Genomic DNA, 24940 nt, shown 5'->3' with positions numbered 1-24940 from the left:
CATTATATATCCTAGTGAATTATGTGGTGTATTCTTCTCTTGGAATGTGCTGCTGGTTGGTCAATCTGTCGGCGTCTGTTGGCGGGGCTGTAGGAAACGTGTGTCCGGAGGCTGGCATCGAGCCATCGGATGGCGGCTATCCATCACGAAAACGCTCACGGATCAGCGGATGCACGCCGAATGGTCCCCGGCGATTACCCCAGGAACAGATTCCAAATGGAAACGCGAATGAATCAAACTATCCCTAGCCCTCCGGGTTCCTGCTGCTCTCCTAATCTAGCGCCGCCGTCGCAACAAGACCTTTTTAAACCCATTCCTTGCAGCCAATAGAAAATACGGCCTAGTAAACATCCCCAACCTTCGTGTGGTTGTCTGTACTTCGGCTGAATAGCGAAGCGAGCTTGGCAGGCAATACATCTAGCGAATGATCTTTCCCAGAAAGAGCCGGATGCCTGTCCGAGTCCAGCAGCAGTTGCTGAACCATTTCGTGGCTGGCACGACGGCGCGCGCCGCTGCAAAGGCGGTTGGGGTGCAGGGACGAACTGCGGTGGTCTTTTTTCAGCGGCTCCGTCAATTAATCGCCAGTAAGCGAGAAAGTGTTGTTCTCCCCAGCGAGATAGAATCTCATGAAAGCTGTTGGGGGAGGGGACGAAAAGAACGTCGCGGGCGAGAGGCAGCAAGAGAAGTATTTGTCGTTGGATTGGTAATGCGAGGCGACAAGGTATATACGGCAATCATCCCGGATGCCAAGACCAAGCCCGTAGTCCCCGTCATTCAAGAGAACGTGACCCCGCACAGCATCATCTACGTGAATAGCTCTCAGGTGTGTGATGTGCTGGATGTCTCTGAGTTCCAGTACAAGTGTGTCAAACCCAGCAAGACCGTGTTATCGAGACGCGGCTACCATATCGATGGGATTGAGAACTTTTGGAACGAATCGAAGCGATATCTGCGACGCTTCAACGGCATCCCGAAAAAAAGTTTTCACTGTTTCCTAAAAGAATGTGAGTGGCGGTTCAATGAATCCGATCATCACGCATTGTCTGAGCAGTTGAAATACTGGTATCAGGAAAGAATCAACAAGTCGTAGCTACATCAGTCCCTAATGCTTCAGTGGGGCCGTTCAATCGATCCGATCGTTCCATTGTCTAAGCAGCTGAAATACTGGCCTTAGTCAGGACTCCACAAGCCGTAGCTACATCAGCCTCTAATGCTTCAGTAGCATTGGAAGAATGCTGGTGTTGCATCTATACATACCCCACTACGCCTGAGAACCTTTAGCACGTGCCTTCATATGAAGCAGCTTTCAAAGTGCATCTATTCCTTTCCCTCAATAGGCCACCCACATCATCCTGAAATGTATTGAGTATCACCTTAACCAATATTCGGAGATGCCAGATGTCCACCAGTTTTAACGTGAACAAAGCCGACCTGGAATTCATCCTGAAGCAAATCCAACTCGCCGAGTCGACGTCGAAGGCGTATACCGCCACGCCGCTGACCATCCTGCAGGCGATTCAGAATGCCTTCAACGTGTCGGCGTCCGACGCGGCGATACTGCCCTTTGGCCTACGCACCGTCGACGGTTCGGACAACAACTTGCTGCCGGGCGGGAGCGAATTCGGCGCGGCCGATACGCTGTTCCCGCGGCTGACCGATCCGGTGTTCCGCAACGACCAGGACGGGGATCAGATGCCGCTCGGCCCTCCCGGATCGGGCGCACCGACCATCACTAACAACGACTATGGCTTGCAGACCAGCGTCGCCGACGCCGACCCGCGCATCATTTCCAACTTAGTCGTGGATATGACGCCGGCGAACCCTGCAGCGGTCGAAGCGGCACTGCGTGGGGCGGGCTATAGCGGCAATATCGCCGCGGCACGCACCGCGATCGTCAACGCCTACAACAATATCGCCCTGACGGCCCAGGCCGCCCACGCCGCACAGCTCGCGGAAAATGCCGGACAAGCCACGCTCGACACCGAGACCTTGGAGCAGGCCGCCGCCGCCGCCGCGAACACCGCCGCGCAGGGGACGTTAGCCGCCTACAACGCGGCGCTGGCGCAAGACGTGGAGGTTAAATTGGCCGCGGCGCAGGACTCCGTCGACGCCATGGTGACGGAACTCGGCGCGGTTGGCAGCACCGTGACCGCGGCTGATGTCGCGGCCATCGACGCCGCAGTCCTTGCCGCGTCAACTGCTGCCAACGCCGCACTGGCTGCCTACAATGCGCTGCTGGCGGATCCGGGTGTCGCGCCGGCCGATGTCGCTGCCGCGCTGGCCGTTTCGGACCATGCCGCGCTGCTGCTCACGCAAGTGACGGCGCTGCAACTGTCTCTGGATGCCAGCACCCCGAACTTGGACGTAGCTGAATTCAACGCGGCTGCCGATGCCAATACCGCCGCCGCCGCCAACGTCACTGCCGCCAACGCGCACACGGCTCAGCTAGAAGCTTCGCAAGTTACAGCGGCCGCTAATGCTGTCGCAACTCTGGCGGCACTTACCGCCGCAAACGCGGCGGTCGCACAAGACAGTGCCGACCTCGCCGCCGCAACTGCGGCTAGTGACGCTGCGGATACCGCCCTTGCCAGCGCCATAGCCGCCGAAGCGGCCGCGCAAACGAACGTCGACAATGCGCAAATTATCTACGACTTCTTCCTGGCCGCCAATCAGCCGTTCGCGCAAGCGCTCGCCGCGTACAACAACACGCTTGCGGAGAACTTGGACATCCATACCGCCGCCGCAAATACGGCGGTGGCCGATCTGGTGACGTCACTGGGCCCTGACGGTTCCCTTCTCGACGTAGGCGATCTCGTTGCCGCCGATGCTGCTGTTGCAGCCGCGCAGACTGCCTCTGATGCCGCGGCCGATGCCGTCGCGGCGCTGCAGGGCGGCGGCGCGAATGTCGTCGCCGATGATTTGGCGGATGCCCAAGCGCTTGCAGCCGACGCGCTGGCACTCCTGACACAGCTACAGGGCCTGCGGACTAACTTGGATACCGACCTGACAAGCAGCGATCAGTTGTTAGATACAGCTGATTTCAACACCGCGGGTTCGGCAAGTACGGCAGCGGGGGACAATGCGACGGCGGCAACCACACTGGTGTCGCAGCTCACTGCTTCGCAAATCGCCGCAGAGGCCACCAACGCACCCAGCGCGGCTAACCTCGCTGCCGCTCTCACCATCCTCAACACATTCACTGGCATTCACGACGCAGCAGTACAAGCCGTGAGCGATGCAACAACCCACGCAGACAACATGCAACTGGCGGAAAATAACGCCATTGCCGATCTCGCTGCCTCCGAGCTCGCGCAAGACGCTGCCGAGACAGCGAATACGGCTGCTCAGGCGATCCTGACCGCCTACGACGCGGCGCTGGCACTCGATGTGGAAGTCGCCGTCGCCGCCACACAATCCGAAGCAGCCGACCTCGTCGCGTCACTCGGCGCGGTGGGATCGATCGTCAACGCCGCCGATCATACGGCCGCCACTGATGCGGTCGCCGCGGCCAATGCGGCCGCCACCGCCGCACAGAATGCCGCTGATGCGCTGCTTGCAGCGCTCGGCGCCGCGCACGCCGACGTGATCGCCGCGCAGGACGTCGCCGTCAACGCCGTGGCACTGCGAGACGACCTCACGGCGCTGCAATCCGCGTTGCTGTCAGCCAGTCCGCTATTAGATCAAAGCGAATACGACGCGGCGCAAGCTGCGTTGACGCAAGCTAACACCACCGAGTCGGCGGCCAATAGCGCCGACACGCAGTTGGACGCGGCGCAAGCCGCTGCCGACAGCGCCGCAACCACGGCCTTCAACGCGCTGCAGACAGCGAACCAGGAACTGGCGGATGCGACGACTGCGTACAACAATGCCGTAGGCGCCAGCGATTTGGCCGACGCCGCGCGCGACGCCGCCCGACCGAACTTCGAAGCCGTCTTCGCTGAGCCGCAGCCCGGCATCGAGTCCGGCCTCGAGATCGAGCCGCTCGACAGCTTGGTCATCCCCAACGTCGCGCCGGACGCCGGACTGACGGCGCCGTTCAACTCGTGGATGACGTTCTTCGGCCAGTTCTTCGACCACGGTCTCGATTTGGTCACCAAGGGCAACGCGGGTACCGTCTACATCCCGCTGGCTGCCGACGATCCGCTGATTGCCGGCGCCGACGGCGTATTCGGTACCGAGGACGATTTGCCCGAACACTTGCGCTTCATGGCGCTCACGCGCGCCACCGTCACGCTCGATGCCAACGGCGTGCCGCAGCATGAGAACACCACCACGTCCTTCGTCGACCAGAACCAGACCTACACGTCGCACCCGTCGCACCAAGTGTTCTTGCGCGAGTACGTGCGCGAGGGCAACCAAACGTTCGCCACCGGCCGCTTGATCGACGGCTCCATCGCGAGCGGCTCGTTCGACGGTGCGCCCGGCAACTGGGCCGAGGTCAAGGCCCAGGCGCTCGAAATGCTGGGTATCAAGCTCAGTGACTTCGATGTCCACAATGTGCCGCTGTTATTGACCGATCAGTATGGCAAATTCATTCCCGGTGCGAATGGCTATGCGCAGATGGTCATGGCGCCGGACGCCACCCACTCCACCAATTGGCTGAAGGAAGGCACGGCGGCCGGTATCACCACCGAGGGTTCCATCGGCACCAACCACGCATTCCTCAACGACATCGCGCACCATGCCGCGCCGAGCCTGGTCGATCATGACCACGATGGTGGAGTCGTCACGCCGAAGATCCAGCAGGTCGCCGACGCAGACATCGACGCCAATGGCAACGGCATCTATGACGCCGGCGATACCCTCACCGACGTCAACGGCGACGGTTCAATCACCACGGCGGATTTCTTCGCAGCTGACAAGAATCCGGACGGCTCGCTGAATGAGATCACCTATGACGATGAAATGCTCAACGCGCACTTCGCCACCGGCGACGGGCGCGGCAACGAGAACATCGCGCTGTCCGCCGTACACTCGGTGTTCCACTCCGAACACAACCGCATCGTCGATGTCAACAAGGCGACAATCCTGAACACCGGCGATCTTGCGTTCATCAACGAGTGGCTGCGTACGGACATCGCGAGTCTCGCCGACATCGACACTCAGGCGCAAAAGGATGCGCTGATCGGCAACGACGCCGCGTGGGACGGTGAGCGCCTGTTCCAGGCCGCGCGCTTCTCCACTGAAATGCAGTACCAGCACCTGGTGTTCGAAGAGTTCGCGCGACGCATCCAGCCGGATGTAGACGCGTTTGTCTTCAACACGGACTCGACCATCGATCCATCGATCCTCGCCGAGTTCGCCCATACCGTGTACCGCTTCGGCCACTCGATGCTGACCGGCACCGTCGATCGCCTCGAAAACGATCTGACGACCGTCAATGGCGAAGCCGACCAGGCGACGCTGCTCGCGGCCTTCTTGAATCCGACGATGTACCTCGCGAGCGGCGCCTCGCAGGAGGAGGTGCTGGCCAACTTGGTGCGCGGCACGACACGCGACGTCGGCAACCAGATCGACGAGTTCATCGTGCAGGACGTGCGCAGCAACCTGCTCGGCTTGCCGCTCGACTTGGCCGTACTCAATATCTCACGCGGCCGCGACACCGGCATTCCGTCGTTGAACGAAACGCGCCAGCAATTGCACGACGCCGGCCTGTTGAGCCTCACCCCGTACACGAACTGGCTCGACTTCGAGAACAACATCAACAACAAGCTGTCGGTCATCAACTTCATGGCGGCGTACGGCACGCACACGGCCATCACGTCGGCTGCCACCGCCGCGGAAGCGCGCGACGCCGCGTTCCTGCTCAGGTTCGATGACGGCGGCGCTGCCAACGAGGTCACGATTCGGGGCGTCAGCTACACCGATCGCCAAGCGTTCTTGAACGGCACCGGTGCCTACGGCGCCGCCAACGGCAGGGGCGGCGTGGACGCGATCGATCTGTGGATCGGCGGCTTGGCCGAGAAGCGGCCGGAGTTCGGCAGCGCGATGCTCGGCTCGACGTTCAACTACGTGTTCGAGTTCCAGATGGAGCAGTTGCAGTTCGGCGACCGCTTCTATTACCTGTCGCGCACGCAGGGTACGAACTTCCTCAACCAGTTGGAGCCCAACACCTTCTCCGATTTGGTGATGCGCAACAGCGAGTTGAGCGGCCAGTACGCGACGCACTTGAGCAGCGCGCTGTTCCTGACGCCGGACATTATCCTGGAGCTCGATCGGGGCATCGCGCAGGAAGACTACAACGGCAGCGAGGACGGCCTTGACCCGGACTGGGAAACGCCGCCGAGCGTGCCGGTCGAGAAGGTCTCGCGCGACTACAGCAACAGCACGACCGTCGATGGGACTCACGATTTCGGCGGCTCGATCACCTTCAGAGGTACCGAACACGCCGTGATCGGCGGCACCGAGGGCGACGACTTTATCCGCAGCGATGAAGGCGACGATACCCTTTGGGGTGACGGCGGCAACGACCACCTCATCTCCGGCGAGGGCGTCGATAACGTGTTCGGCGGCGACGGCGACGATATCATCGAAGACAACGAAGGCGTCGGCGACTTCCTGCGCGGCGAGCGCGGCAACGACGTCATCGTCTCGGCGCGCGGGCTCGACGTGTTGTTCGGCGGCGAGGGCCAAGACTTCGTCCAAGTCGGGCTGGATGCGATGGAGGTGTTCGCCGGGGAAGGCAACGACTTCGTGATCGGCGGCGTGGGCATCGACTTTCTGCTCGGCAACGAGGGCGACGACTGGATGGAAGGCGGCGGCAGTTTAGACACCCTCGCCGGCGACAACTCCGAACTCTTCTTCAACTCGCCGCTCATCGGCCACGACGTGCTCTTCGGCCAGGGCGACGAAAACGACATCGACGCGGAATCCGGCGATGACATCATGGGCTCGGCCCCGAGCGCGTTCCGCAACGAAGGCATGTTCGGTTTCGACTGGGGCATCGCCAAATACGATCCGTCGCAGATCGACTTCGACCTGAAGGTTCCGATCTTCACGACCGACCAGGCCGACATCCTCCGCGACCGCTGGGACCAGGTGGAAGCGCTGTCTGGTTGGAACGGCAACGACGAGTTGAAGGGTGACGACCGCGGCGCCGTCGCGGGTGCGACCGCTCCGAGCGCAACCACAACAGGCCTGTTCCTTAACAACGAGCTGACCCAGGAAGGCGTGAACCGCATCGACGGCTTCAGCGAGCTGCTGGACGGCGCGCGCGCCACCTTCGGTCTCGGCACGACGTTCCGAGAGGGCAACATCTTGATCGGAGGCGACGGCAGCGACGAGATCCAGGGACGCGGCGGCTACGATATTCTCGATGGCGATGCGTGGTTGAACGTGCGCATCAAGATCGACATGGGCGGCGGCGTGGTCTATTCGGCTGAGTCACTCAGCACCAACACCGCTCTGTCCGGCCCGTTCGCCGGCAAGGTGTACGCGACCGACGCCAACGGCGATCCGGTGTTCACGGATGTGCAATTCGGCGGACGTTCGCTGCAATCGCTGCTGCTCGACCGGACCATCAATCCGGGCCAAATGAGCATCGTGCGCGAGATCAAATACGACGACACCCCGAACGACAACAACGATACGGCGGTGTTCCAAGGCACCTCAGCGGAGTACGACATCGAAGGCGCCGGCATTGAGGTCGAGGGCGTCATCCAGCGTGCTTTCGACTTAAACGGCGACGGTTTTATCTCCGTCACCGACCGTGACAACGGAGCGGTCGGCGCCACCGTCAACGGTGTGGTGCTGCAAACGCGCGGAATACTGACCGACGACACCGACCTCTTGAAGAACATCGAGCTGTTGCGTTTCGCGGACGCCACCATCGCGATCGCCGGCAACAACTCGGCTGCGACCGGCACCGTGACACTGAACGATCCGACGCCGTTCGCCGGTGTGGTGACGCCGTTTGTCGGCCAGGTGCTGACGCCCACACTGTCGGCCTTCGCCGATGCCGACGGCATCCCGCTCGACGCCAACAATCTGCCTGTCGGCCTGAGCTATGAGTGGCAAATCCAACAACTCGGCGAAACCTCTTGGACGACGGTGCAGGAGAGCAGCAGCTATACGGTGCGCGAAGAGGACATCGGTCACGTGATCCGCGCGGTCGCGATGTTCAAAGACAGCACCGGCGTGACCGAGCGTGTCTACTCCGCGCCGACCGCGGAGCCGACCGTCGCGTTTACGCTCGACGAGAACAGCCCGGCCGGCACGGTCGTCGGTCTCATTCCGTTGCCGGAAGCGGAGAACGAGGGTGTGACGTTCGCGATCAATGCCGCCTCGGTGCCGGGCCTCTTCAGCTTGAACGTGACGGGTCTGGATGCCAACGGCAGCGAGATCGCGGAGTTGGTGGTCGCCAACAGCGCGCCCCTCGACTACGAGGCGGTGCAGGCTCCCGCCGACAATCAGTTCCAGGTCGTTATCGACAGCTTTGATGTCGATGGCCTACTGATCGATCAGCGTGAGTTCACCATCCTGCTGAGGGACGTGGTGAACGAAGGGATGCCGACCAATATCAATTGGAGCGGCACCACGCCGAACGGCAACACATTGCCGACCGGCGTGATCGCGCAGCTTTCCACCGTGGATCCGAACGTCGGCGCGACCCACCAGTACCAGCTGCTCGCGGGTAGCGCTGCCGGCTTCGCGGTGAGTCCCGAGGGTGTAGTCACGCGAACCGGTGCGATGGCGCCGAACTCGACCTATCTGCTGAACGTGCGCACTACGGACAACACCGGGTTGACGTTCGACGAGACCTTCACCATTCGCACGCAGGCGAACAACGTGGCGAACGTCTTTGCCGGCACAGCCGGCGACGAGATCGTCTACGGCCTCAGCGGCGGGGACAGGGCTGCGCTCAACCCAGACAGTGGTCTGAACGGCGGTGCAGGCGATGACAACCTGTTCGGCCAAAACGGCGCCGACACGCTCGTGGGCGAAGCGGGCAACGATACCTTGGTCGGCGGCCCGGGTGTTGACAGAGTCTTCGGCGGTCTCGGCAATGACACGATTCGCTGGGTGTTCGGCGACGGTGTCGACGCGGTGATCGATGGCGGCGCTGACACCGACACGGTAGAAATACTCGCCAATGGCGGCAATCAAGCATTGGACGTCACCTATAACGGCACCGCTATTACCAACTTCGAGGGCAACGGCGCGCTCAACTCCATCGAGCGCTTCACTGCGAACCTCGGCGCCGGTACCGACACCTTGGTCTACACCAGTGCCGCGAGCGTCGCGGTGGATCTCAGCGCCGGAACCGCTTCGGGCTTTGCCTCTCTCGCGGGAGTGGAAAACGTCACCGGTGGTGCAGGTAGCGACGTGCTCACCGGCGGCGCCAACGCCAACACCTTGTCTGGCGGCGGTGGCAACGACCAAATATTCGGCGATGCCGGCGACGACATTATCAACTACGTTATCGGCGGCGGCGCCGACACAGTGGATGGTGGCGCCGACAACGACACGCTGAACATTACCGATGGCGGTGCCAACAACCAGCTCGATGTCCTCTACGATGGCACGGTCATCACTTTGATCGAGGGCGGCGCCATCACCAACATCGAGCTCGTGAACACCAATATGGGCGGCGCGGCCGACACGCTGTCCTATGCCGGGTCGAGTGCCCGCGTGACCGTCGATCTGGCAGACGGGGCCGGCATCGGCAATGCCTCGGGCTTTAACCAGGTGATCAGTGTTTTGCACGTGACGGGTACCGCCCATGACGACAACCTGTCCGGCAACAGCGGCGCCAACATTCTCACCGGCGGCGATGGCATCGATACGCTGAATGGCGAGGCGGGTGGCGATACTTTGATCGGTGGAGACGGCGCTGACACGATCGATACGGGTGCGGCCAACGACAACGTGGCGGATCTGATTCGGTTCAGCGGGACGGGCGACTTTGGCGACACGATCAACAACTTCGACGCCAACGGCACTGTCGACCGGCTTGAATTTGGTGGGGCGCTCAACGCGGCGTACGATGACGGCAACAACAACAACAACTTCCTGTTCGCCACCGGCAACGGCGGTGCAGGCACCGTTACTGTCACAGTAGGGCAGGCGAACGCCAATGCCGAGGCATTGTACCTCTCCGGAGCAAACGGAGAAGGTGTCACCAACGCAGACCTCACCAACGCGGCATTAGTCGCGGCGGCGTTCAATGCGGAGTTCAATATTACCGCGGCGAACAACGAGGACGCGCTGCTGGTCATCAACGACACCAACGGTAACAGTGCCTCCGCCTGGCAGTGGATTCAGAACACGGCCGGTGTCGGCAACACCGCGGAAGTCGATGCGAGCGAGTTGACGTTGATCGGCGCTCTCAACGCTAATGCTACAGTAGGCACGGCCAGCTTCGATTTCTTCTAGGCTGCGAACGGAGAACAGGGGAGGGGTACTGTCGGCGACGCCAGTGCCCCCCTTCGCCGTTCTTACGGCGCGTAGCTACTCTGGTTCACATCAAGGTACATTCGATGGTTTTTCGCGATCCGGCAGTGGCTGGAATGAGATCAATACGTACATAGTCGACAGGCTGGTCGTGCTTCACCATGCCGTACAGCCTGCAGGGTACGTGGTCGAGCACTCACACGATCAAACTTCTGCAAAAGCTGGCGTTGTACGCGAGATCGTTAGACAATGTCCCGTCAAGCAACGGCTTTTGCTTATCCATCACAAAGGAGTGTCGGCACATGAGCGAACCCAACGATCCCGCCATCGCGTTGCATGTCCGGTTGAACCCATCTGATTCCTCAGCGCACCCGCGTGTGACGAACTACAGCAATGCTGGCATGGCGCAAGGGATTGCCTATCTCGATTTCGGCTTCATCGAACCGGCGTTGCTTGCCTCTGTCGCAAAAACGGCCAAGGGCGGCCAAGCGGCCCCGAAGCGTTTGACCGGTCACCTGGTTACCCGTGTCGCGATGGACGTCATTGCGCTCGCGCGTCTGCACCAGCAGATTCAGCAGGTGCTCGTCGGTGTGCGAGACGCACGGAAACCGAAGGCGAAAGAATCGGAATAGGGGCGTGGGCGGGGAGGGATAGCGGCATAACGAAGACGCCACGGTCCAATCCCACCATATCCAGGATGTCCACTCCAACAACCAATTTCACGAACGAGCCGTCCGATCTTCGCCAAGCCCTGGGTGCCTGTCGCCGCTCCTTTCTGAGCACCGCGTTCTTTAGCCTCTTTGTGAATGTGCTGATGCTCGTGCCGGCGATCTACATGATGGCCGTCTATGATCGAGTGTTGATGAGCGGGAGCGAATCGACACTGATGATGCTCTCTCTCATTACCGTATTTCTGTTTTTCGTGCTCGGGGGGCTTGAATGGGTCCGGGCCCGGGTGTTGGTGGCAACGAGTGCGCGGCTCGACGAACAGCTGGGCGACCGGGTATTCGATGCCATCTTTGCCAAGTCTCTCACGAGCAGCGGGGCAGCCGCGACGGCCCAGCCGTTGAATGACCTAGTGCAGATCCGGCAATTTCTGACTGGGCAGGGGTTACTGGCCTTTTTTGATGCGCCGTGGATCCCGATCTATGTCGGGCTCATGTTTCTCTTTCATCTGTATTTCGGGGCTGTGGCCGTCCTATCGATGTTGCTGTTGGCGGGGCTCGCGATCTGGAACGAGGTGGCGACACGCACCGACCTGGCGGAGGCCAACCGAGAGTCGATCGAGGCCACCCAGTTCGCGCAGCGTAATTTGCGCAATGCCGAGGTGGTCGAGGCCATGGGCATGTTGCCCCGCCTGCGTGCGCGCTGGCAGGTTCGGCAAATGAAGGTGTTGGTGCTACAAAGTCAAGCCAGCACCAAAGCGAGTTTGATCAACGCATTGTCGCGGACATTCCGTCTCACGGTTCAATCGGCCGTGTTGGGCCTTGGGGCCTATCTGGCCATCCATAAGGAGATCACGCCAGGGCTGGTCATCTCCGGATCGATTCTCTTGGGGCGGGCGTTGGCCCCGCTCGATCAAATGATCGGCGGGTGGCGCGGGTTTCTCGGGGCGCGGGAGGCCTATCGGCGGCTCGATCACCTCCTCCGCACCATCCCGGTCCGCGAGTCCCGGATGGCGCTGCCGGCGCTCCGGGGGAAAATCACATTGGAGGGGCTCGTGATTGCGGTTCCAGGGCGGACGGAACCGATTCTAAACGGGATTACTCTCACCATCGAGCCAGGGACCGCGGTGGCGCTCATTGGGCCGAGCGCTGCGGGAAAATCTACGTTGGCCCGGGCGATGCTCGGGCTGTATCCACCGACGCACGGACGGGCGTGCCTCGATGGAGCGGACATCCTCAATTGGGATCGGATCCAGCTCGGGGAGTCCATCGGGTACCTTCCCCAAGACGTCGAATTGCTCGATGGCACTGTGGCGGAGAATATCGCCCGCTTTGGCGCAGTCGATGCCAAACGAGTTGTGGAGGCCGCGCAGTGGACGGGGATCCATGAAATGGTGCTGACCTTGCCGCAGGCCTACGATACGCCGCTGATCGGCGGGGGCGTTGCCCTCTCGGCCGGACAACAGCAACGCATTGGAATTGCCAGAGCGATCTATGGGCGCCCGCGCGTCGTGGTCCTCGATGAACCCAATGCGAACCTCGACATGGCGGGGGAGACCGCCCTCATGGCGACGGTCCAACACCTCCAACGGGACGGCTGTACCGTCGTGGTGGTTACCCATCGCACGAATGTGCTCCAGGTAGTTCATAAGGTCGCGTTGATCATCGGCGGCAAAGTCGCCCACTACGGGCCGCGTGTCGAGGTCCTGGCGGCGATGGCCAAACCGCCGCAGCCCCCAGGTCCGGCAAGGCCGACCGGGTTGGGTTCGAGAGGACCCGGCATGCCGGAACCACAAGAAGTCACCTCGTGAGAAGGCGCAGGGACATGGTGTGCGGTGGCTGACCAGTTGCTCGAAGGCCCACGTCCGGTGTTGAGCGACGATCGTGCGATCCGCCGACAGGGGCTGGCGCTCGTGCTGGTGGTCTTCGGGGGATTCGGAGCCTGGGCCTCGCTGGCCCCCCTGACGAGTGCCGCCTTAGCTCCTGGCATCATCACCGTCGAGCACTATCGCAAAACCGTCCAGCATCTTGAGGGCGGCATCATTCGCACGCTGGATGTGCATGACGGGGACTCCGTGCAGCAAGACCAGGTGCTCGCCACCCTGGACGATACCCAATCCCGTGCCCAGCTCGAAGTCTTTCGGGGTCAGCTCTATTTTCGGATCGCACAGGAAGCTCGCCTGGCTGCGCAGCGCGACGGACTCCGATCCGTGAACTATCCCGAGGAATTACTTAGGCACCATAGCGATTCGCGGGTGCAGGAAGCCATCCAGTTGCAGAATCAAACGTTCCGGGTGCGCCAGGCGGCGTACGACGGCGAGAGTGCCGTGTATCGCCGACAGATCGAGCAACTGGGTGCCAAAGTGGAGGGGCTTCGGGCGCAAAAGCATAGTAAAGATCGCCTCGTGGACTCCTACCGCGGCGACGTGGCCGACTTCAAGAGTCTGCTGCAGGAAGGGTACACCGAAAAGCAAAAGGTCCAGGAACTGGACCGGGCCTTGGCCCAGAGCGAGGGGCAGCGTGGAGAGTTGGTGTCCGATATTGCGGCGAGCGAGTTGCAAATCGCCGAGATTGAACTGAAGATTCTGCAGCTGCAGAAAGATTTACAACGGGAAGTGGCCAAGGAACTGAGCGAAGTCCAAGCTGAATCGTTCGAACTCCGAGAGAAAGTGCAGTCGCTTGAAAGTACGGTGAACCGCACCGTGATCAAGGCCCCGGTCGCCGGAATGGTGCTGGGGCTGTCTGTGCATACCATCGGGGCGGTTATTCCCCCGGGAGGCCGCCTGCTCGACGTCGTGCCCAAGGATCAGAAGCTGATCATCGAAGCCCAAGTTGCTCCCATCGACATTGATCGGGTCAAGGTGGGGCAGGTGGCTGAGGTGCGGTTCAGCGCGTTCAAGACCCGCGATGTGCCCACGATCGAAGGGACACTGATCAGTGTCTCGGCGGATCGGATTGTCGGGGACAACAAAGAGAGCACAAGCGGCGAGGTCGCTTACTATTTGGCCCGGGTCGCAGTCTCTGCAGACGGACTCGAAGCCCTAAGCGCGGCCGACCTCGCACTGGTGCCGGGGATGCCTGCGGAGGTGCTCATCAACACCGGGGCACGGACCCTGGTCCAGTATTTGATGAAGCCTCTCACCGACACCTTCAAACGCGCCTTCATCGAGGATTGAGCGAACACCCATGGCTACCACGGACAACACGATACTGCACTCCCGAGCCCTCTTGCTGTTCTTGCTCACCCTCCTCAGCCCGGCGATGCCGGTGGCGGCCGCCGCTGAGGGCCAACCCGCTCTCCAAGGGGCCTCGGCCAATTTGCTCCAGCTCTACGATCTCGCCCTAGCCACCAATCCGGTCGTGGAGGGCCGGAAGTATTCCGTCGTGCAGGCGGAAGCCCAGCATGATCAGGCTCGCAGCAAGCTCTTGCCCCAAGTGTCGGCCACCGGCAACATCACATGGAACGAACTCACTCAAGAAACCAGCAACCTCTTCACTCTGCAGACAACGGATGTCACCTCACGATATCAGGGGTTGCGCGGTGTTGTGCAGGCCCGGCAGGCGCTGTTTGACCTGGCCTCCTATCGCGCCTATGAAGGAGCCGGCTTTACCGTCAAGCAGGCTGAGCAGGACTTGGAGGATGCGCGCATGGGGCTTGCCACCGAGTTAGTCGATCGCTACTTGGAGTTCTTGGAAGCACAGGATGAGGCCAGTTACTTGCAGGGCGAGCTCGAATTGACCGACGGGGATATGCAGCGGATACGCCGTATGCACGAGCGCGCCATGGCGAAGGTCACCGATCTCTACGAGGTGGAGGCCTACTACCAGACGCTCAAAACGCGCGAACTCGAAATCCACAATGCGAAGGCGGTTGCACTGGAAAAGGTGCGCGAGGTGGTCGGGGTGCCGGTGGCCGATCTGGCTCGGCTCACGAAAGAGGAGTTGCCGCCTGTGCCCGGGCAGTCCGATCAGTGGGTCGTCGACGCGGTCGAGCATCATCCGGCGATCCGTGCGTTGCAACACGCGATGGACGCGGCCGCCAAGGTCATTGCCAGTCGGTGGGCCAACCATCTCCCACAGTTGTCCCTGCAGATGTCAGGCCTTTACGCCAAGAATGCCGGGTTCGACAACCTCCCGCTTGACTACACGGTCGGTAGCTTGGGCTTGCAGCTCAATGTGCCCTTGTTTTCCGGTGGAAGCACGAAAGCCGAGGAACACGAAGCCGTTGCCCGCTTCGCAATCGTGAAACACAAGCGCGTGGAAAAGCAACGTGAGGTCGAGCGGGAGACGAGGACGGCGTATCTGAGTGCCCAAACCGGCCACTCGCGTATTGCCTCGACCGCGCGCGAGGTGGAGGCCCGGGTCAAGGCCCGGGATGGACAGCAACGGGGCTACGAGTTGGGAGTCTCCACGATTGTGGCCCTACTGGAAGCAAAAAAGAATCTCTTGAAATCCCGGTTTGGCTACGCCAAGGCCCGCTATGACTATATCCGATCGCTCGTGGCCCTGCGGGTATGGGGCGGGACCCTCACGCGGACGGATATGCAGGAACTCAACAGTTGGTTAGCGCGGAACTGACCACTCTCGAAAGAAGCCAACTGATACGAACGATCTCATTAACACCTGATCTACCTATAGAGCCTCTTAGCACGTCACTCACCTAGCACCCTCCAATGCCTCTATGTGGACACATCTTTCTCTGTGAAAGTACTAGCTGACTCCGTCACAGCGCAATCCGATCCAGTAATAACATATATTGACCAGTCCAGCCTGAGTTTCGCTCAGGCAGGCTTGCCATCCCCCTCCTTCGCAGGATTGAAGCTTCCCTAAACCTCCGTTTACCTTTCCCTCCACCCTCTGTCTAACCGATCAGACAAGGCCGGAAGGAGGATTATCAGGTTGGGTGTCTGGCAATGGTCTCCGGGACGCGTCACGTGGTCAGCGAATGTCCGGGCCGATATGCCACGACCTACAAGTGTTTCACTCGATGACCAGTGAAACCGGAAATCGCAACAACAACTTGTATCTACCAAGGAACACACCATGAATACTTCACGATGGCTCTTCAGACTGGTTGGCATGATGAGCATAACAGGAGTCCTTACTGCTTGCGGCAGCGACGGAGCTCCGTCTGTGTCGGCAAGTGCATCCGGAAGCGGTTCCGCGTCGGCATCCGGAACAGCCACGGATTTCGGGAGCCTGTTCGTCAACGGCAAGAAGTTCGAGACGGAAAATGTAGAGATACGGCGTGACGGCGTCACGGAGCGGTGCACGATCAGTCCTGTTACGACGTGCGGGCTTAAGAAGGGAATGATCGTCACAGTGAACGGCTCGTTCAGCGGCAATCAACATACGGCCAGTTCGGTTCAGCAGAAGGACGCGGTAGAAGGATTGGTGCAATCGATAGCGGCGGATGGCTTGAGCCTCGTGGTGATGGGACAGACTGTGTTGGTGGATAACACCACCATCATCGACAACAACATTCCTGGGAAAAACATCCTGAATCTTGTGGCTGGGACAGACAACGTTGAAGTCAACGGTCATATTCGTCCTAATGGGATCATCCAGGCGACATTCATCGAAAAGAAGTTGGCCAATGTCACCCTGGAGGTGCGCGGATTCGTGAACAGTCATGCGTCTGGATCTGCAACATTTCGGATCGGCAATCTCACGGTGACCTACAGTGGGGCGGATATCAGCGACATGCCGACACCCAATGGCAACAACTGGGACGGTCGATTCGTTGAGGTCAAAGGGACGAACTTTGTCAGTGTGACGACGACCCTCAGCGCAACGAAGGTCGAGCTAGAGCGCCAGGGCAGAAATGTGATTGATGAATTCGAGGTCGAGGGGTTTGTGACGCAGGCTGGTACGCCGAACGGCAATGTCGTCGATTTCACCATTGGGACTACTCCGGTGAGGACGACGGCGACCACGGAATTCAGGGGTGGGACCGTCGATGAGATCGTGGTTGGGGCCAAGATGTCCGCCGAAGGCCGGTTCGACGGCAGCACACTCATTTCGAAGCATGTGAAGTTCCATGAGAGTGTACGGTTGGAGGGAAATGCAACGGTCGCCGGCAACACGCTGACACTTGCAGGCCTGCCTGGCGTGACGATAGCCGTGAATAGTCAGACCGAGCTGAAGGACGGTGGGAATACAATAGCCGTGAATGATCTGCAGGGCGATCATGTCACGGTGCGGGGGCGGGTGACGGGTCCGAATACCGTGGTTGCGACCCGTATCCAGCTGCGGTCACCGGATGATGATGTGGATCTCCAGGGACCGGTGCAGTCGATCAACGGCGACGTCATCGTGATCTTGGGTGTGTCAGTCGATACAGACGGCATAAATCAGTTCGAGAGTGTGAGCGGCGCATCAATGAGTCGTGCAGGATTTTTAGCTGAAGTGAGAGTCAACTCACTGGTGAAAGTGAATGGTAAGTTGACCGGTACGACGGTGACATGGGAAGAGGCAGAATTGGAAGATTGATTAGGCGTATACAAGTAGGTTATTATGCTGGAACAGTGTGGCGTAGAAAAGGAGATGACTGATGAACCGTATCAGTTGGAAAGGAATCATCGTGGGGACTCTTGCGGACTCTCAGCCATGACCCCACCGGCTGTGGGGCAGATGAGCAGCTCTACTGAAGAGTCAACGGTGCGCGTGGACGTGGACTTCTTCTCCAATCCCGATGGTCCGACAGGCACCTACTACGAGCCGTCAGTGGCTCTCCGCGCTGCCAAGGAGCACTTCGGTTCGAGCCCTCGCGCCCGCTGGTTCGGGCTGTAGCGATGAAAGCGGCAAACCAGACCACGAGAGCGGGAGCGGACGGCCACCCGCTGCAGTATTGGTTGGTTCAAGAATCTGGTTGGTGTAGAATGCTTCCATGAGTATTAATGAACTTGAAGCTGAGGTATTGAGACTCGATCCAAAGGCGCGAGCGCGTTTGGCGGGGAAACTTTTGGAGAGTTTGGAGAATCTTTCCGAAGCGGAAAATGCCAGGATTTGGGCTGAGGAAGCTCAGCGCAGAGATGCGGAGATGGATACCGATCCTGGTGTTGACATGCCGGCCGAGAAGGTGTTCCGCGATGCACGGGCCAAGCTGAAATGAATGGAGCAAGTTTCCTATGATCGGTTGGCCCGCCGTGAATTGAACGAAGCCGCACAGTACTACGAGTCAGAAAATCCCGGGCTGGGAGCGGCGCTCCTTGACGAGGTTGAGCGCTGTACTCAAGCCATCCTGAACTTCCCCGAAGCTGGTTCGTTGATCACGAAGACGATCCATCGGCGACTCGTTTTCCGATTTCCCTACGCGCTTTTCTATTTCCATGAAGCCGGACAAGGTCCGAGTGTTGGCGGTCATGAACCTGAAACGCCGACCGATGTATTGGGTCGGTCGGGAGTGAATAGCGAAGACCAAGCTATCCGAAGCCGTTCGTTAGGGCTCTGGCGCAGTGGAGGGATCTCGATCCTGATTTTTCTGATCCATCCGACGGTGTAATCGCTACACGCGGCCCTATCATGACCGACACCGTACGCCAAGCCAGCATTCATGACCTTGAGCAACTCGTTCCACTCTTCGATGCCTACCGCCAGTTCTACAGGCAACAGCCGGATCTAGTTGTTGCCAGGCAGTTTTTGAGTGATCGTATTGTCCGTAATGAATCGGTGGTGCTGATGGCTGAAGATCGTGCTGGGAGTGCGGTCGGCTTTGTGCAACTCTTTCCGACGTTCTCCTCGATCCTTGCCGCACCACTGTATCTGCTCAGCGACTTGTTTGTCCTACCTGAAGCCAGGCGGCGCGGTGTTGGAACTCGATTGCTCGCTTCTGCGGCCGAGACCGCCCGTGCAGCTGGTGCTGCTCGTTTGGAATTAGCGACGGCGATTACGAACAGGTCGGCACAACGGCTCTATAAAGCGATGGAGTGGCAGCGGGACGAGTTCTATCTGTATGGCTTGTCGTTGTAGCGCAGACGATGGTTGGTCAGATTTTCGATGGGGTAGCTGGTACTTCGTCGAGTCGCATTGATTTCATCCATTCACCGACGACGGCATCGCGCCGCTCCATCGTCATGCCGGCATAGGCATGGAACATCTGAATGCCACGGCGGCGGCGCCAGGTGAGAAAGTTGAGGAAATGGTCTTTGCAAACGGATCGAGTCCCGGCCGGGGCATAGGGGCTCGCCAGGCAATCAGGCACACAGCAATTTGCATCCAACATCTGGGTTCTCCTACGGACTTGTTCAGTATGCCGGTCCTCCGTGCCGACTTTCAACCCCGAGGCCTCGCGGAGCTGCTTGACCTCAACCGCCGCATAGGGTAGGGATGTTCTGATGCAAGTGCCCGCTCTCGTCGCCTTATCCCTCGTCCTCGCAGCGCTCCCCACCAGTTGCAGCTCTTGGGCGGAAAGGGACCCAGGAGGCAGTTCACCGGGAAATTCATCTGCCTTGAGAACGGACTTCTTACCGCAAGGTGTCGCCGTCGGTGATATCAGTTCAGACAGCGCATTGCTCTGGCTGCGCACCGAGGGGCCGGCCATCGTCCAGGTCGAATGGGCATCGCTTTCGGCTTGGGAACAGGCATCGAAGCTGGCGACGGTCAGGGAACCGGTGTCTCGCACGGCGAAATTGACGACGACGGCAGAGACGGATTATACGGTGACGATCCCTCTTGAAAGGCTCAGTCCCGCGACAAGCTATCGCTACCACATTCTGATTGAGCAGAGAGAGCAGGGCAAGCAACAGGCTCCAACGAAGGTTGCGGCAAGGGGAGAGTTCACCACCCTGCCGGATCACACAACGTCCGCACCGGTGACATTTGCTTGGAGCGGAGATCTCGGAGGTGGGGGACAATGCCGCCAGGCGATCAACGGCTATCCCATCTTTGATGTGATGCAGCAACATCATCCCGACTTCTTCTTGTTTCTCGGCGATACGATCTATAGCGATCATATTTGCCCCTCGCCGCCGAACGAACCTGGTGCCGATTTCAAAGCATCCACGCTGGAACTGTATCGGCTACGTCACCGCTATCAGCGTGGTGCGGAAGGTCTGCGTCGATTTTTGGAGACAACGCCGGTCTATGTGATATGGGATGATCACGACGTGAGGAACAATTTTGCCGGACCGTATGACGAACAGATGCCGACAGGCCGACAGGCATTGCGAGAGTACTGGCCCATCGCTTCTCCCGAGCAGGATCTACATCGTCTCTATCGGCTGGTACGGTATGGTGCCGACCTCGAACTCTTCATTCTGGATACGAGGCAATATCGGAGTCGTAATGCTGATCCAGATGGTCCTGCCAAGACTATGCTCGGCGCAACACAATTGGCTTGGTTGCTCGATGGGCTGCGCGCTTCAACCGCGACATGGAAAGTGATCGTGACCTCCGTTCCCCTCTCGATTCCAAAAGGTGGCAATGTCAATGTTCCCGGCTATGATGGCTGGGCAGGAGGGCCGGACGGCACTGGTTTCGAGCGCGAGCGACAGGTGGTTGTAGACGCGGTTCTCAATCACAAAATCAAGAACGTCGTGTTCATTGCCGGTGACGTGCATTGGGCACAGGCAAACGCCTATGATCCCGATCAGGACGGCGTCATCGATTTTCACGAATACATCGCAGGGCCGCTCTCTGCACCCCCGGGAAGGTTCGCGCCGACTCGCGAGGAACTGCATCCGAGGCAGATCTTTTACGAGTCCGGATACCATAATTTCGGTCTGGTTCGGGTCACCAGAGATGCGTTCGAGGTGACGGTGATGGACGAGGCCGGTACGAAGCGATTTTCTCATGTTGTGTCGGCGAGGCGATAGGCCGGTCTTGCCTGCTCAAGCCCCTTGCAATTACGTCGGATGGCCGGTTACGGTACGGGTCCCGAGGTCATTGCTAGATCTACTTCAACGATAACAAGGGAGCATACGTCATGTCAGGATTGATGTCCGCCGATGATATTTTCTCGAAAGCGGAAGCGGCGGCCGTAGTGGCGACCGGGCCGGATGAAAAGGCCCTGCAAATCGATTATGACGCATTGAAAGAAAATGTTCGCAAGGCGCTAGGCGACCGCAAGGTTGCGCTCTGCCACATCAATAAATTCTTGCCGGAAGGGTACGAGGATCAAGGCCGGTTCAACATGATACTCATGACGGTGGGCAATGTGGTATTCGACATTGTCATCGGCGATTCCTATTTCCGGTACGATGTCGTATCGGTCGGTCAATTGGACAAAGTGCAGCTGATCGACGCGATGTGGGAGAACCGAGAAAAGCGTCGAGAAGAGCCCTTCTTAAGCCTGCGCTTAATGCATGGTGAGGAAGCCCATCTCCTGTTGGCGCTTGACGACAGCGAACGGGCGAGCCTGCTGAAGTTTGCCTCGGCGGTCACCGCGGCACGCAATCCGGAACGCTGAGCGTACACACGAAGTCAATGCTGGTGTATTAATTTGCCTCATTCCATTGCTCGCAGCGGCTCAGGTGTTGAGTAGTGGTATCTCGCCAGATGAGGCATAGTTTCGTTTCGTGCGGGTTGCGGAACAGATCATCGTACGACACGACTCCAAGTATTACGATGAACCAATCCTTACGCTCCAGATGCATGCCCTGCACGTCGGTGAGCGGCGCTATCAAAGAGACGGTCTGAGGCACGACAGATCCAGGAACGATCTTTCCAATGGGTTCGGCATCGGTCGTCAGTTTTAGCGGCATCTCCCAGTCGGGAAATGTGTTTGAGGTCCAGACGGTCATCACGAGGCGAGCTTGAGTCGCCAGTGCAGGGGAATGCCCGGTATTTTTGAGGAGGACCTTGGCTGTTGGGATGTTGTGTTGGACGAGTGGGCCGACAATCGTCGCTTCCTGAACTGTCACCGTTGGACGGTCAGCCGGCTGAGGCGGCTTCCCTCGTATCGACACGATGCTGGAAACCGTGACTAGGACTATAGCTGAACCGACCAAAAGGTACCGGTGCTTTTTCAGGAAGCCCTTCGATCTCAATCGCTCGAAGGGTGCTTTTTCAGGATCGGCGCCGGACTCCGGCCCAAAAGAGCTGGTCATTCAGTCTGGACAAGCCTCTGAGTGAAAAAACCGTCCTTCCTTAGAGGGTCACACCGCGATCACTTTGTTGCCCCATCCTTGACCCTGCTGGTAACGAGTAAATTGGGTGGTGGCCCGATCGGCTCGAAGTTCTTCAGCAAGGGAACACTGTCTTTATGAACCCACATGATGTCGTGATTGTACGAGTCTCGTGGTCCAGAACCACCTGAGAATATCTTGCCGTCCGGTGTAAAGGTCCAGCACATGTCTTCGCCGGCTGTGTTGATGGTGTCTCCAAGGTTCAATGGCTCTTGCCACTCGCCTTTCGGATTCTGGTAGGAGATCCACTCGTCATGTCCGCCACGCGAGCCCATGTCCGGACGTGTGCTGGTGAGAATGAGGCTCTTGCCATCCTTTGAAAGCCCGGTCCAGTGCATATGGTCACGGTAGGGTGAATTGATGCGTGGCCCCAGGCTCTCAGGTTTCTGCCAGATACCGTCTTTCTTCTCAACTTTCCAGATGTCGCTGTCTTGAGTAATCCCCGGCTGCTGATAGTTGAAATAAATCAGGCTGTCGGAGGCAATGATCGGGCAGTGCTCCTCGCCGGTGGGTGTATTGATGTGGGGAAGTTCCGGAACATCGTTCCAATTTCTGGCCGGTTGCCAAACACCGTTGATTTTCTGGGTCACGTAGAGATCCCCGGTCGAGAGATTGCCGGGCTCGTACCTCGTGAAATAGATGACGCTGCCGTCATCCGAGAGGCTCGGTTCCAGTTCCCATGCCGACGTATTGATATTGGGTCCCATCGTCGGATCGATGTCCGGCCCCAGATGAATCGGGGCTTGCCACTCGCCGTTCACCTTGTGGGACATCCAGATGTCGAAATTGTAGGGAACCCCAGGGGAGGGGATGCTCCCGTGCCGCCCTGAGACGAAGACGACGGTCTTCCCGTCGGCGCTGTAGGTCATCTCGATCTCTGATTCAGCGGAGTTAATCGGCTCTCCCATACTTTTCGAAAGTGAGGAAGTTGTGTTCGCGTGGCCACTGTGTGGCATCTCCATGCCCGACATCGCGAACGTCACGGTAGGTGTTATGAGGAGGGCGAGCACTGCTAAACCGTACTGAGGATGAAAGACCTGTGCGTTCATACAATTCCTTCCTGTTTCTGGATGTGCATCAATTATATGCGATCGCATCTCATAAGGTACAGGTCTGGCTCCCCAACATGTTGGTTTCTATTGGTCCGTGGGAAGCTCGGCTTGGAGTCGCCTTGTCATGTTCAAGCCCATCGCGGAGGCTGTCATGATGATGTTCCTTCACCGCGCTTTATTCTGTCGCGTATGTGATGCCGAGCATGGCAAAATATAAGAGAAAAATATTGAAGAAGCCTCTTTCATGTCGCAAGAGGCGCATAAGCATGACGAGCAGGCCGGAGCGATACCATCGTGGAACATGCTCGTCCGATTTCAGCGCCACCTCCGTGAGTGCTGGAGGTCCTGCACTGTACCGCTCGAACCGATGATCGCCAGTCGCCGTGGAAAAGTCATTGTCTCTCTAGCGATTCTGCTGTGCTTGCTGTATCTCGGCTACCGCCTTTATGGCAGCAAAAACGACGCCGCGGAGCCTCACCCCGAGACACTTGAAGAAACCGCCCCTGCCGTGACCGTCACCCTTCCCACGGCGGTGCCGCCGACCGAGACGATTACTCTTCCCGGCAACATTGTGGGATGGTACGAAGCGCCGATCTACGCGCGCGTTACGGGTTATGTGAACATGTGGTACAAGGACTACGGAGACCACGTGAAGCCCGGTGACATTCTCGCCGAAATCAGCACGCCGGATCTCGATGCCGACTATCGGCGGGCGAAGGCCGATCTGAAATCGGTGCGCGCCAAGTATAAACTCGCCGAAGTGACGGCGAAACGCTTGATCGCGCTGCGCTCAACCTATGCAGTCTCCGAACAGTCGATCACGGTGGAAGAACAACACATGAAAACCCAGGCGGCTCTGGTCAAGGCAGCCGAGCAAAAGGTCAAGAACATCGAAGCGTTCATCGGGTTCAAGAAGATCCTAGCCCCCTTTGACGGCGTGGTCGTGCAGCGCAACATCAACGTCGGGGATTTGGTCAGTAAGGAAGGCAATCTCAGCTCCCCCAACGGGATCACCAACCTCTATACAGTAGCCGTCGTCGATAAATTGCGCCTCTTTGTCAATGTGCCGTCGCGGTTCGGCCCGTTCCTTCATCCGGGCCTGACGGTCGACGTGACGGTGCCGCAATTGCCCGATCGCCGTTTCACCTTCAACTTCCTGACCATCGCCCGTCACTTCGAGCCGGGCACACGCACCGCGATCACGATCTTCACGATCGACAATGAAGACCGCACGCTTTGGCCCGGCTCTTACGCGCAGGTCCACATTACGGCGCCGGTCAATCGGCAAGCCTTCACGATGCCGTACACCGCCCTGGTGTTTCAGGAGCGCAACGCGCAGGTGGCCGTCGTGACCGAGGACGACCGCGTCCACTTCAAACGCATCACGATCAGCAAGCTCACGAACCAAATTATCGAAGTGGAAGAGGGGCTTTCCGCAAGCGACCGCATTATCAACAATCCGAGCAACGCATTGCTCGAAGGCGACAAGGTGCGTGTCGTCACGCCGGCACCCGGTGAAGACCTTCTCAACACACAAGGGTCTGCGCCATCTCCAACAGAGCAATCATCTACACAGTGATGACGGCTTTCAAAAGATCCTGCGCTCCTGGCCGAGTCTTAGTCCATAGTATTTATTCATGACGATTCGAGACGAAGCCGCCAAGCAGGCAGGCGAGCCTGCCCGGCCGCGACCAAGTAGTCGCGT

At 59.2% G+C, this 24940-nt stretch carries 17 protein-coding genes; 14 read left to right on the top strand and 3 right to left on the bottom strand.

What is annotated here, in order from left to right; all coding sequences use genetic code 11:
- The first annotated feature begins 448 nt into the window (after nucleotides 1–448).
- From P0119_07755 to P0119_07705, 11 genes are all read left to right on the top strand, one after another.
- On the top strand, nucleotides 449–1090 hold the full coding sequence (locus tag P0119_07755; protein ID MDF0665957.1) for an IS1595 family transposase: 642 nt from the start codon (nucleotides 449–451) through the stop codon (nucleotides 1088–1090).
- A gap of 308 nt (nucleotides 1091–1398) precedes the next feature.
- Nucleotides 1399–10374, top strand: coding sequence for a peroxidase family protein (locus P0119_07750; protein ID MDF0665956.1), 8976 nt, complete (start codon nucleotides 1399–1401; stop codon nucleotides 10372–10374).
- Nucleotides 10375–10694: 320 nt separating this feature from the next.
- Complete coding sequence (locus P0119_07745; GenBank protein MDF0665955.1) at nucleotides 10695–11024, top strand: hypothetical protein; 330 nt, start codon at nucleotides 10695–10697, stop codon at nucleotides 11022–11024.
- A gap of 65 nt (nucleotides 11025–11089) precedes the next feature.
- Nucleotides 11090–12868 (top strand): type I secretion system permease/ATPase, encoded by a 1779-nt coding sequence (locus P0119_07740; protein MDF0665954.1) that lies wholly within the window; start codon nucleotides 11090–11092, stop codon nucleotides 12866–12868.
- A 24-nt stretch (nucleotides 12869–12892) separates the two neighbouring features.
- Complete coding sequence (locus P0119_07735) at nucleotides 12893–14233, top strand: HlyD family type I secretion periplasmic adaptor subunit (protein MDF0665953.1); 1341 nt, start codon at nucleotides 12893–12895, stop codon at nucleotides 14231–14233.
- Nucleotides 14234–14243: 10 nt separating this feature from the next.
- Nucleotides 14244–15635, top strand: a complete 1392-nt coding sequence (locus P0119_07730) for a TolC family protein (GenBank protein MDF0665952.1) — start codon at nucleotides 14244–14246, stop codon at nucleotides 15633–15635.
- A 465-nt stretch (nucleotides 15636–16100) separates the two neighbouring features.
- On the top strand, nucleotides 16101–17549 hold the full coding sequence (locus P0119_07725) for a DUF5666 domain-containing protein (protein ID MDF0665951.1): 1449 nt from the start codon (nucleotides 16101–16103) through the stop codon (nucleotides 17547–17549).
- 54 nt (nucleotides 17550–17603) lie between these two features.
- The gene (locus P0119_07720; GenBank protein ID MDF0665950.1) at nucleotides 17604–17849 is read left to right on the top strand and encodes a hypothetical protein; all 246 of its coding nucleotides are present in this window, start codon (nucleotides 17604–17606) and stop codon (nucleotides 17847–17849) included.
- A gap of 97 nt (nucleotides 17850–17946) precedes the next feature.
- Nucleotides 17947–18171, top strand: coding sequence for an addiction module protein (locus P0119_07715; GenBank protein MDF0665949.1), 225 nt, complete (start codon nucleotides 17947–17949; stop codon nucleotides 18169–18171).
- Nucleotides 18172–18561, top strand: coding sequence for a type II toxin-antitoxin system RelE/ParE family toxin (locus P0119_07710; protein ID MDF0665948.1), 390 nt, complete (start codon nucleotides 18172–18174; stop codon nucleotides 18559–18561).
- Between the two features lie 20 nt (nucleotides 18562–18581).
- Nucleotides 18582–19028 (top strand): GNAT family N-acetyltransferase, encoded by a 447-nt coding sequence (locus P0119_07705; protein MDF0665947.1) that lies wholly within the window; start codon nucleotides 18582–18584, stop codon nucleotides 19026–19028.
- A 16-nt stretch (nucleotides 19029–19044) separates the two neighbouring features.
- Here the strand turns inward: P0119_07705 and P0119_07700 are convergent, their stop codons facing one another.
- Nucleotides 19045–19281 carry a hypothetical protein gene (locus tag P0119_07700; protein ID MDF0665946.1) on the bottom strand — a complete coding sequence of 79 codons (237 nt, stop codon included), beginning with the start codon at nucleotides 19279–19281 and terminating at the stop codon, nucleotides 19045–19047.
- A 112-nt stretch (nucleotides 19282–19393) separates the two neighbouring features.
- On the opposite strand from P0119_07700, the gene P0119_07695 reads away from it, so the two are divergent.
- Nucleotides 19394–20872 (top strand): alkaline phosphatase D family protein, encoded by a 1479-nt coding sequence (locus tag P0119_07695; protein MDF0665945.1) that lies wholly within the window; start codon nucleotides 19394–19396, stop codon nucleotides 20870–20872.
- A gap of 110 nt (nucleotides 20873–20982) precedes the next feature.
- Complete coding sequence (locus tag P0119_07690) at nucleotides 20983–21465, top strand: hypothetical protein (protein ID MDF0665944.1); 483 nt, start codon at nucleotides 20983–20985, stop codon at nucleotides 21463–21465.
- Between the two features lie 28 nt (nucleotides 21466–21493).
- Here the strand turns inward: P0119_07690 and P0119_07685 are convergent, their stop codons facing one another.
- Together P0119_07685 and P0119_07680 are read right to left on the bottom strand one after the other, a co-directional pair.
- Nucleotides 21494–22105, bottom strand: a complete 612-nt coding sequence (locus P0119_07685; GenBank protein ID MDF0665943.1) for a hypothetical protein — start codon at nucleotides 22103–22105, stop codon at nucleotides 21494–21496.
- 59 nt (nucleotides 22106–22164) lie between these two features.
- Nucleotides 22165–23232 (bottom strand): hypothetical protein, encoded by a 1068-nt coding sequence (locus tag P0119_07680; GenBank protein ID MDF0665942.1) that lies wholly within the window; start codon nucleotides 23230–23232, stop codon nucleotides 22165–22167.
- 370 nt (nucleotides 23233–23602) lie between these two features.
- Between P0119_07680 and P0119_07675 the strand changes: the two genes are divergently transcribed.
- Nucleotides 23603–24814: an efflux RND transporter periplasmic adaptor subunit gene (locus P0119_07675; GenBank protein MDF0665941.1), complete on the top strand. Its 1212-nt coding sequence runs from the start codon at nucleotides 23603–23605 to the stop codon at nucleotides 24812–24814.
- The last annotated feature ends 126 nt before the right edge of the window (nucleotides 24815–24940 follow it).

This window comes from Nitrospira sp. (assembly GCA_029194665.1).
In the GTDB taxonomy this organism is placed as follows: Bacteria; Nitrospirota; Nitrospiria; order Nitrospirales; family Nitrospiraceae; genus Nitrospira_D.
Note: the sequence above shows the minus strand (reverse complement) of the source record. Positions and strands in the feature narration are given on the sequence as shown.

Coding starts and splice junctions, on each gene's coding strand:
- P0119_07755 (MDF0665957.1), top strand. CDS start 449: ATGCCTGTCCGAGTCCAGCAGCAGTTGCTGAACCATTTCGTGGCTGGC.
- P0119_07750 (MDF0665956.1), top strand. CDS start 1,399: ATGTCCACCAGTTTTAACGTGAACAAAGCCGACCTGGAATTCATCCTG.
- P0119_07745 (MDF0665955.1), top strand. CDS start 10,695: ATGAGCGAACCCAACGATCCCGCCATCGCGTTGCATGTCCGGTTGAAC.
- P0119_07740 (MDF0665954.1), top strand. CDS start 11,090: ATGTCCACTCCAACAACCAATTTCACGAACGAGCCGTCCGATCTTCGC.
- P0119_07730 (MDF0665952.1), top strand. CDS start 14,244: ATGGCTACCACGGACAACACGATACTGCACTCCCGAGCCCTCTTGCTG.
- P0119_07725 (MDF0665951.1), top strand. CDS start 16,101: ATGAATACTTCACGATGGCTCTTCAGACTGGTTGGCATGATGAGCATA.
- P0119_07720 (MDF0665950.1), top strand. CDS start 17,604: ATGACTGATGAACCGTATCAGTTGGAAAGGAATCATCGTGGGGACTCT.
- P0119_07715 (MDF0665949.1), top strand. CDS start 17,947: ATGAGTATTAATGAACTTGAAGCTGAGGTATTGAGACTCGATCCAAAG.
- P0119_07710 (MDF0665948.1), top strand. CDS start 18,172: ATGGAGCAAGTTTCCTATGATCGGTTGGCCCGCCGTGAATTGAACGAA.
- P0119_07705 (MDF0665947.1), top strand. CDS start 18,582: ATGACCGACACCGTACGCCAAGCCAGCATTCATGACCTTGAGCAACTC.
- P0119_07700 (MDF0665946.1), bottom strand. CDS start 19,281: ATGTTGGATGCAAATTGCTGTGTGCCTGATTGCCTGGCGAGCCCCTAT.
- P0119_07695 (MDF0665945.1), top strand. CDS start 19,394: ATGCAAGTGCCCGCTCTCGTCGCCTTATCCCTCGTCCTCGCAGCGCTC.
- P0119_07690 (MDF0665944.1), top strand. CDS start 20,983: ATGTCAGGATTGATGTCCGCCGATGATATTTTCTCGAAAGCGGAAGCG.
- P0119_07685 (MDF0665943.1), bottom strand. CDS start 22,105: ATGACCAGCTCTTTTGGGCCGGAGTCCGGCGCCGATCCTGAAAAAGCA.
- P0119_07680 (MDF0665942.1), bottom strand. CDS start 23,232: ATGAACGCACAGGTCTTTCATCCTCAGTACGGTTTAGCAGTGCTCGCC.
- P0119_07675 (MDF0665941.1), top strand. CDS start 23,603: ATGATCGCCAGTCGCCGTGGAAAAGTCATTGTCTCTCTAGCGATTCTG.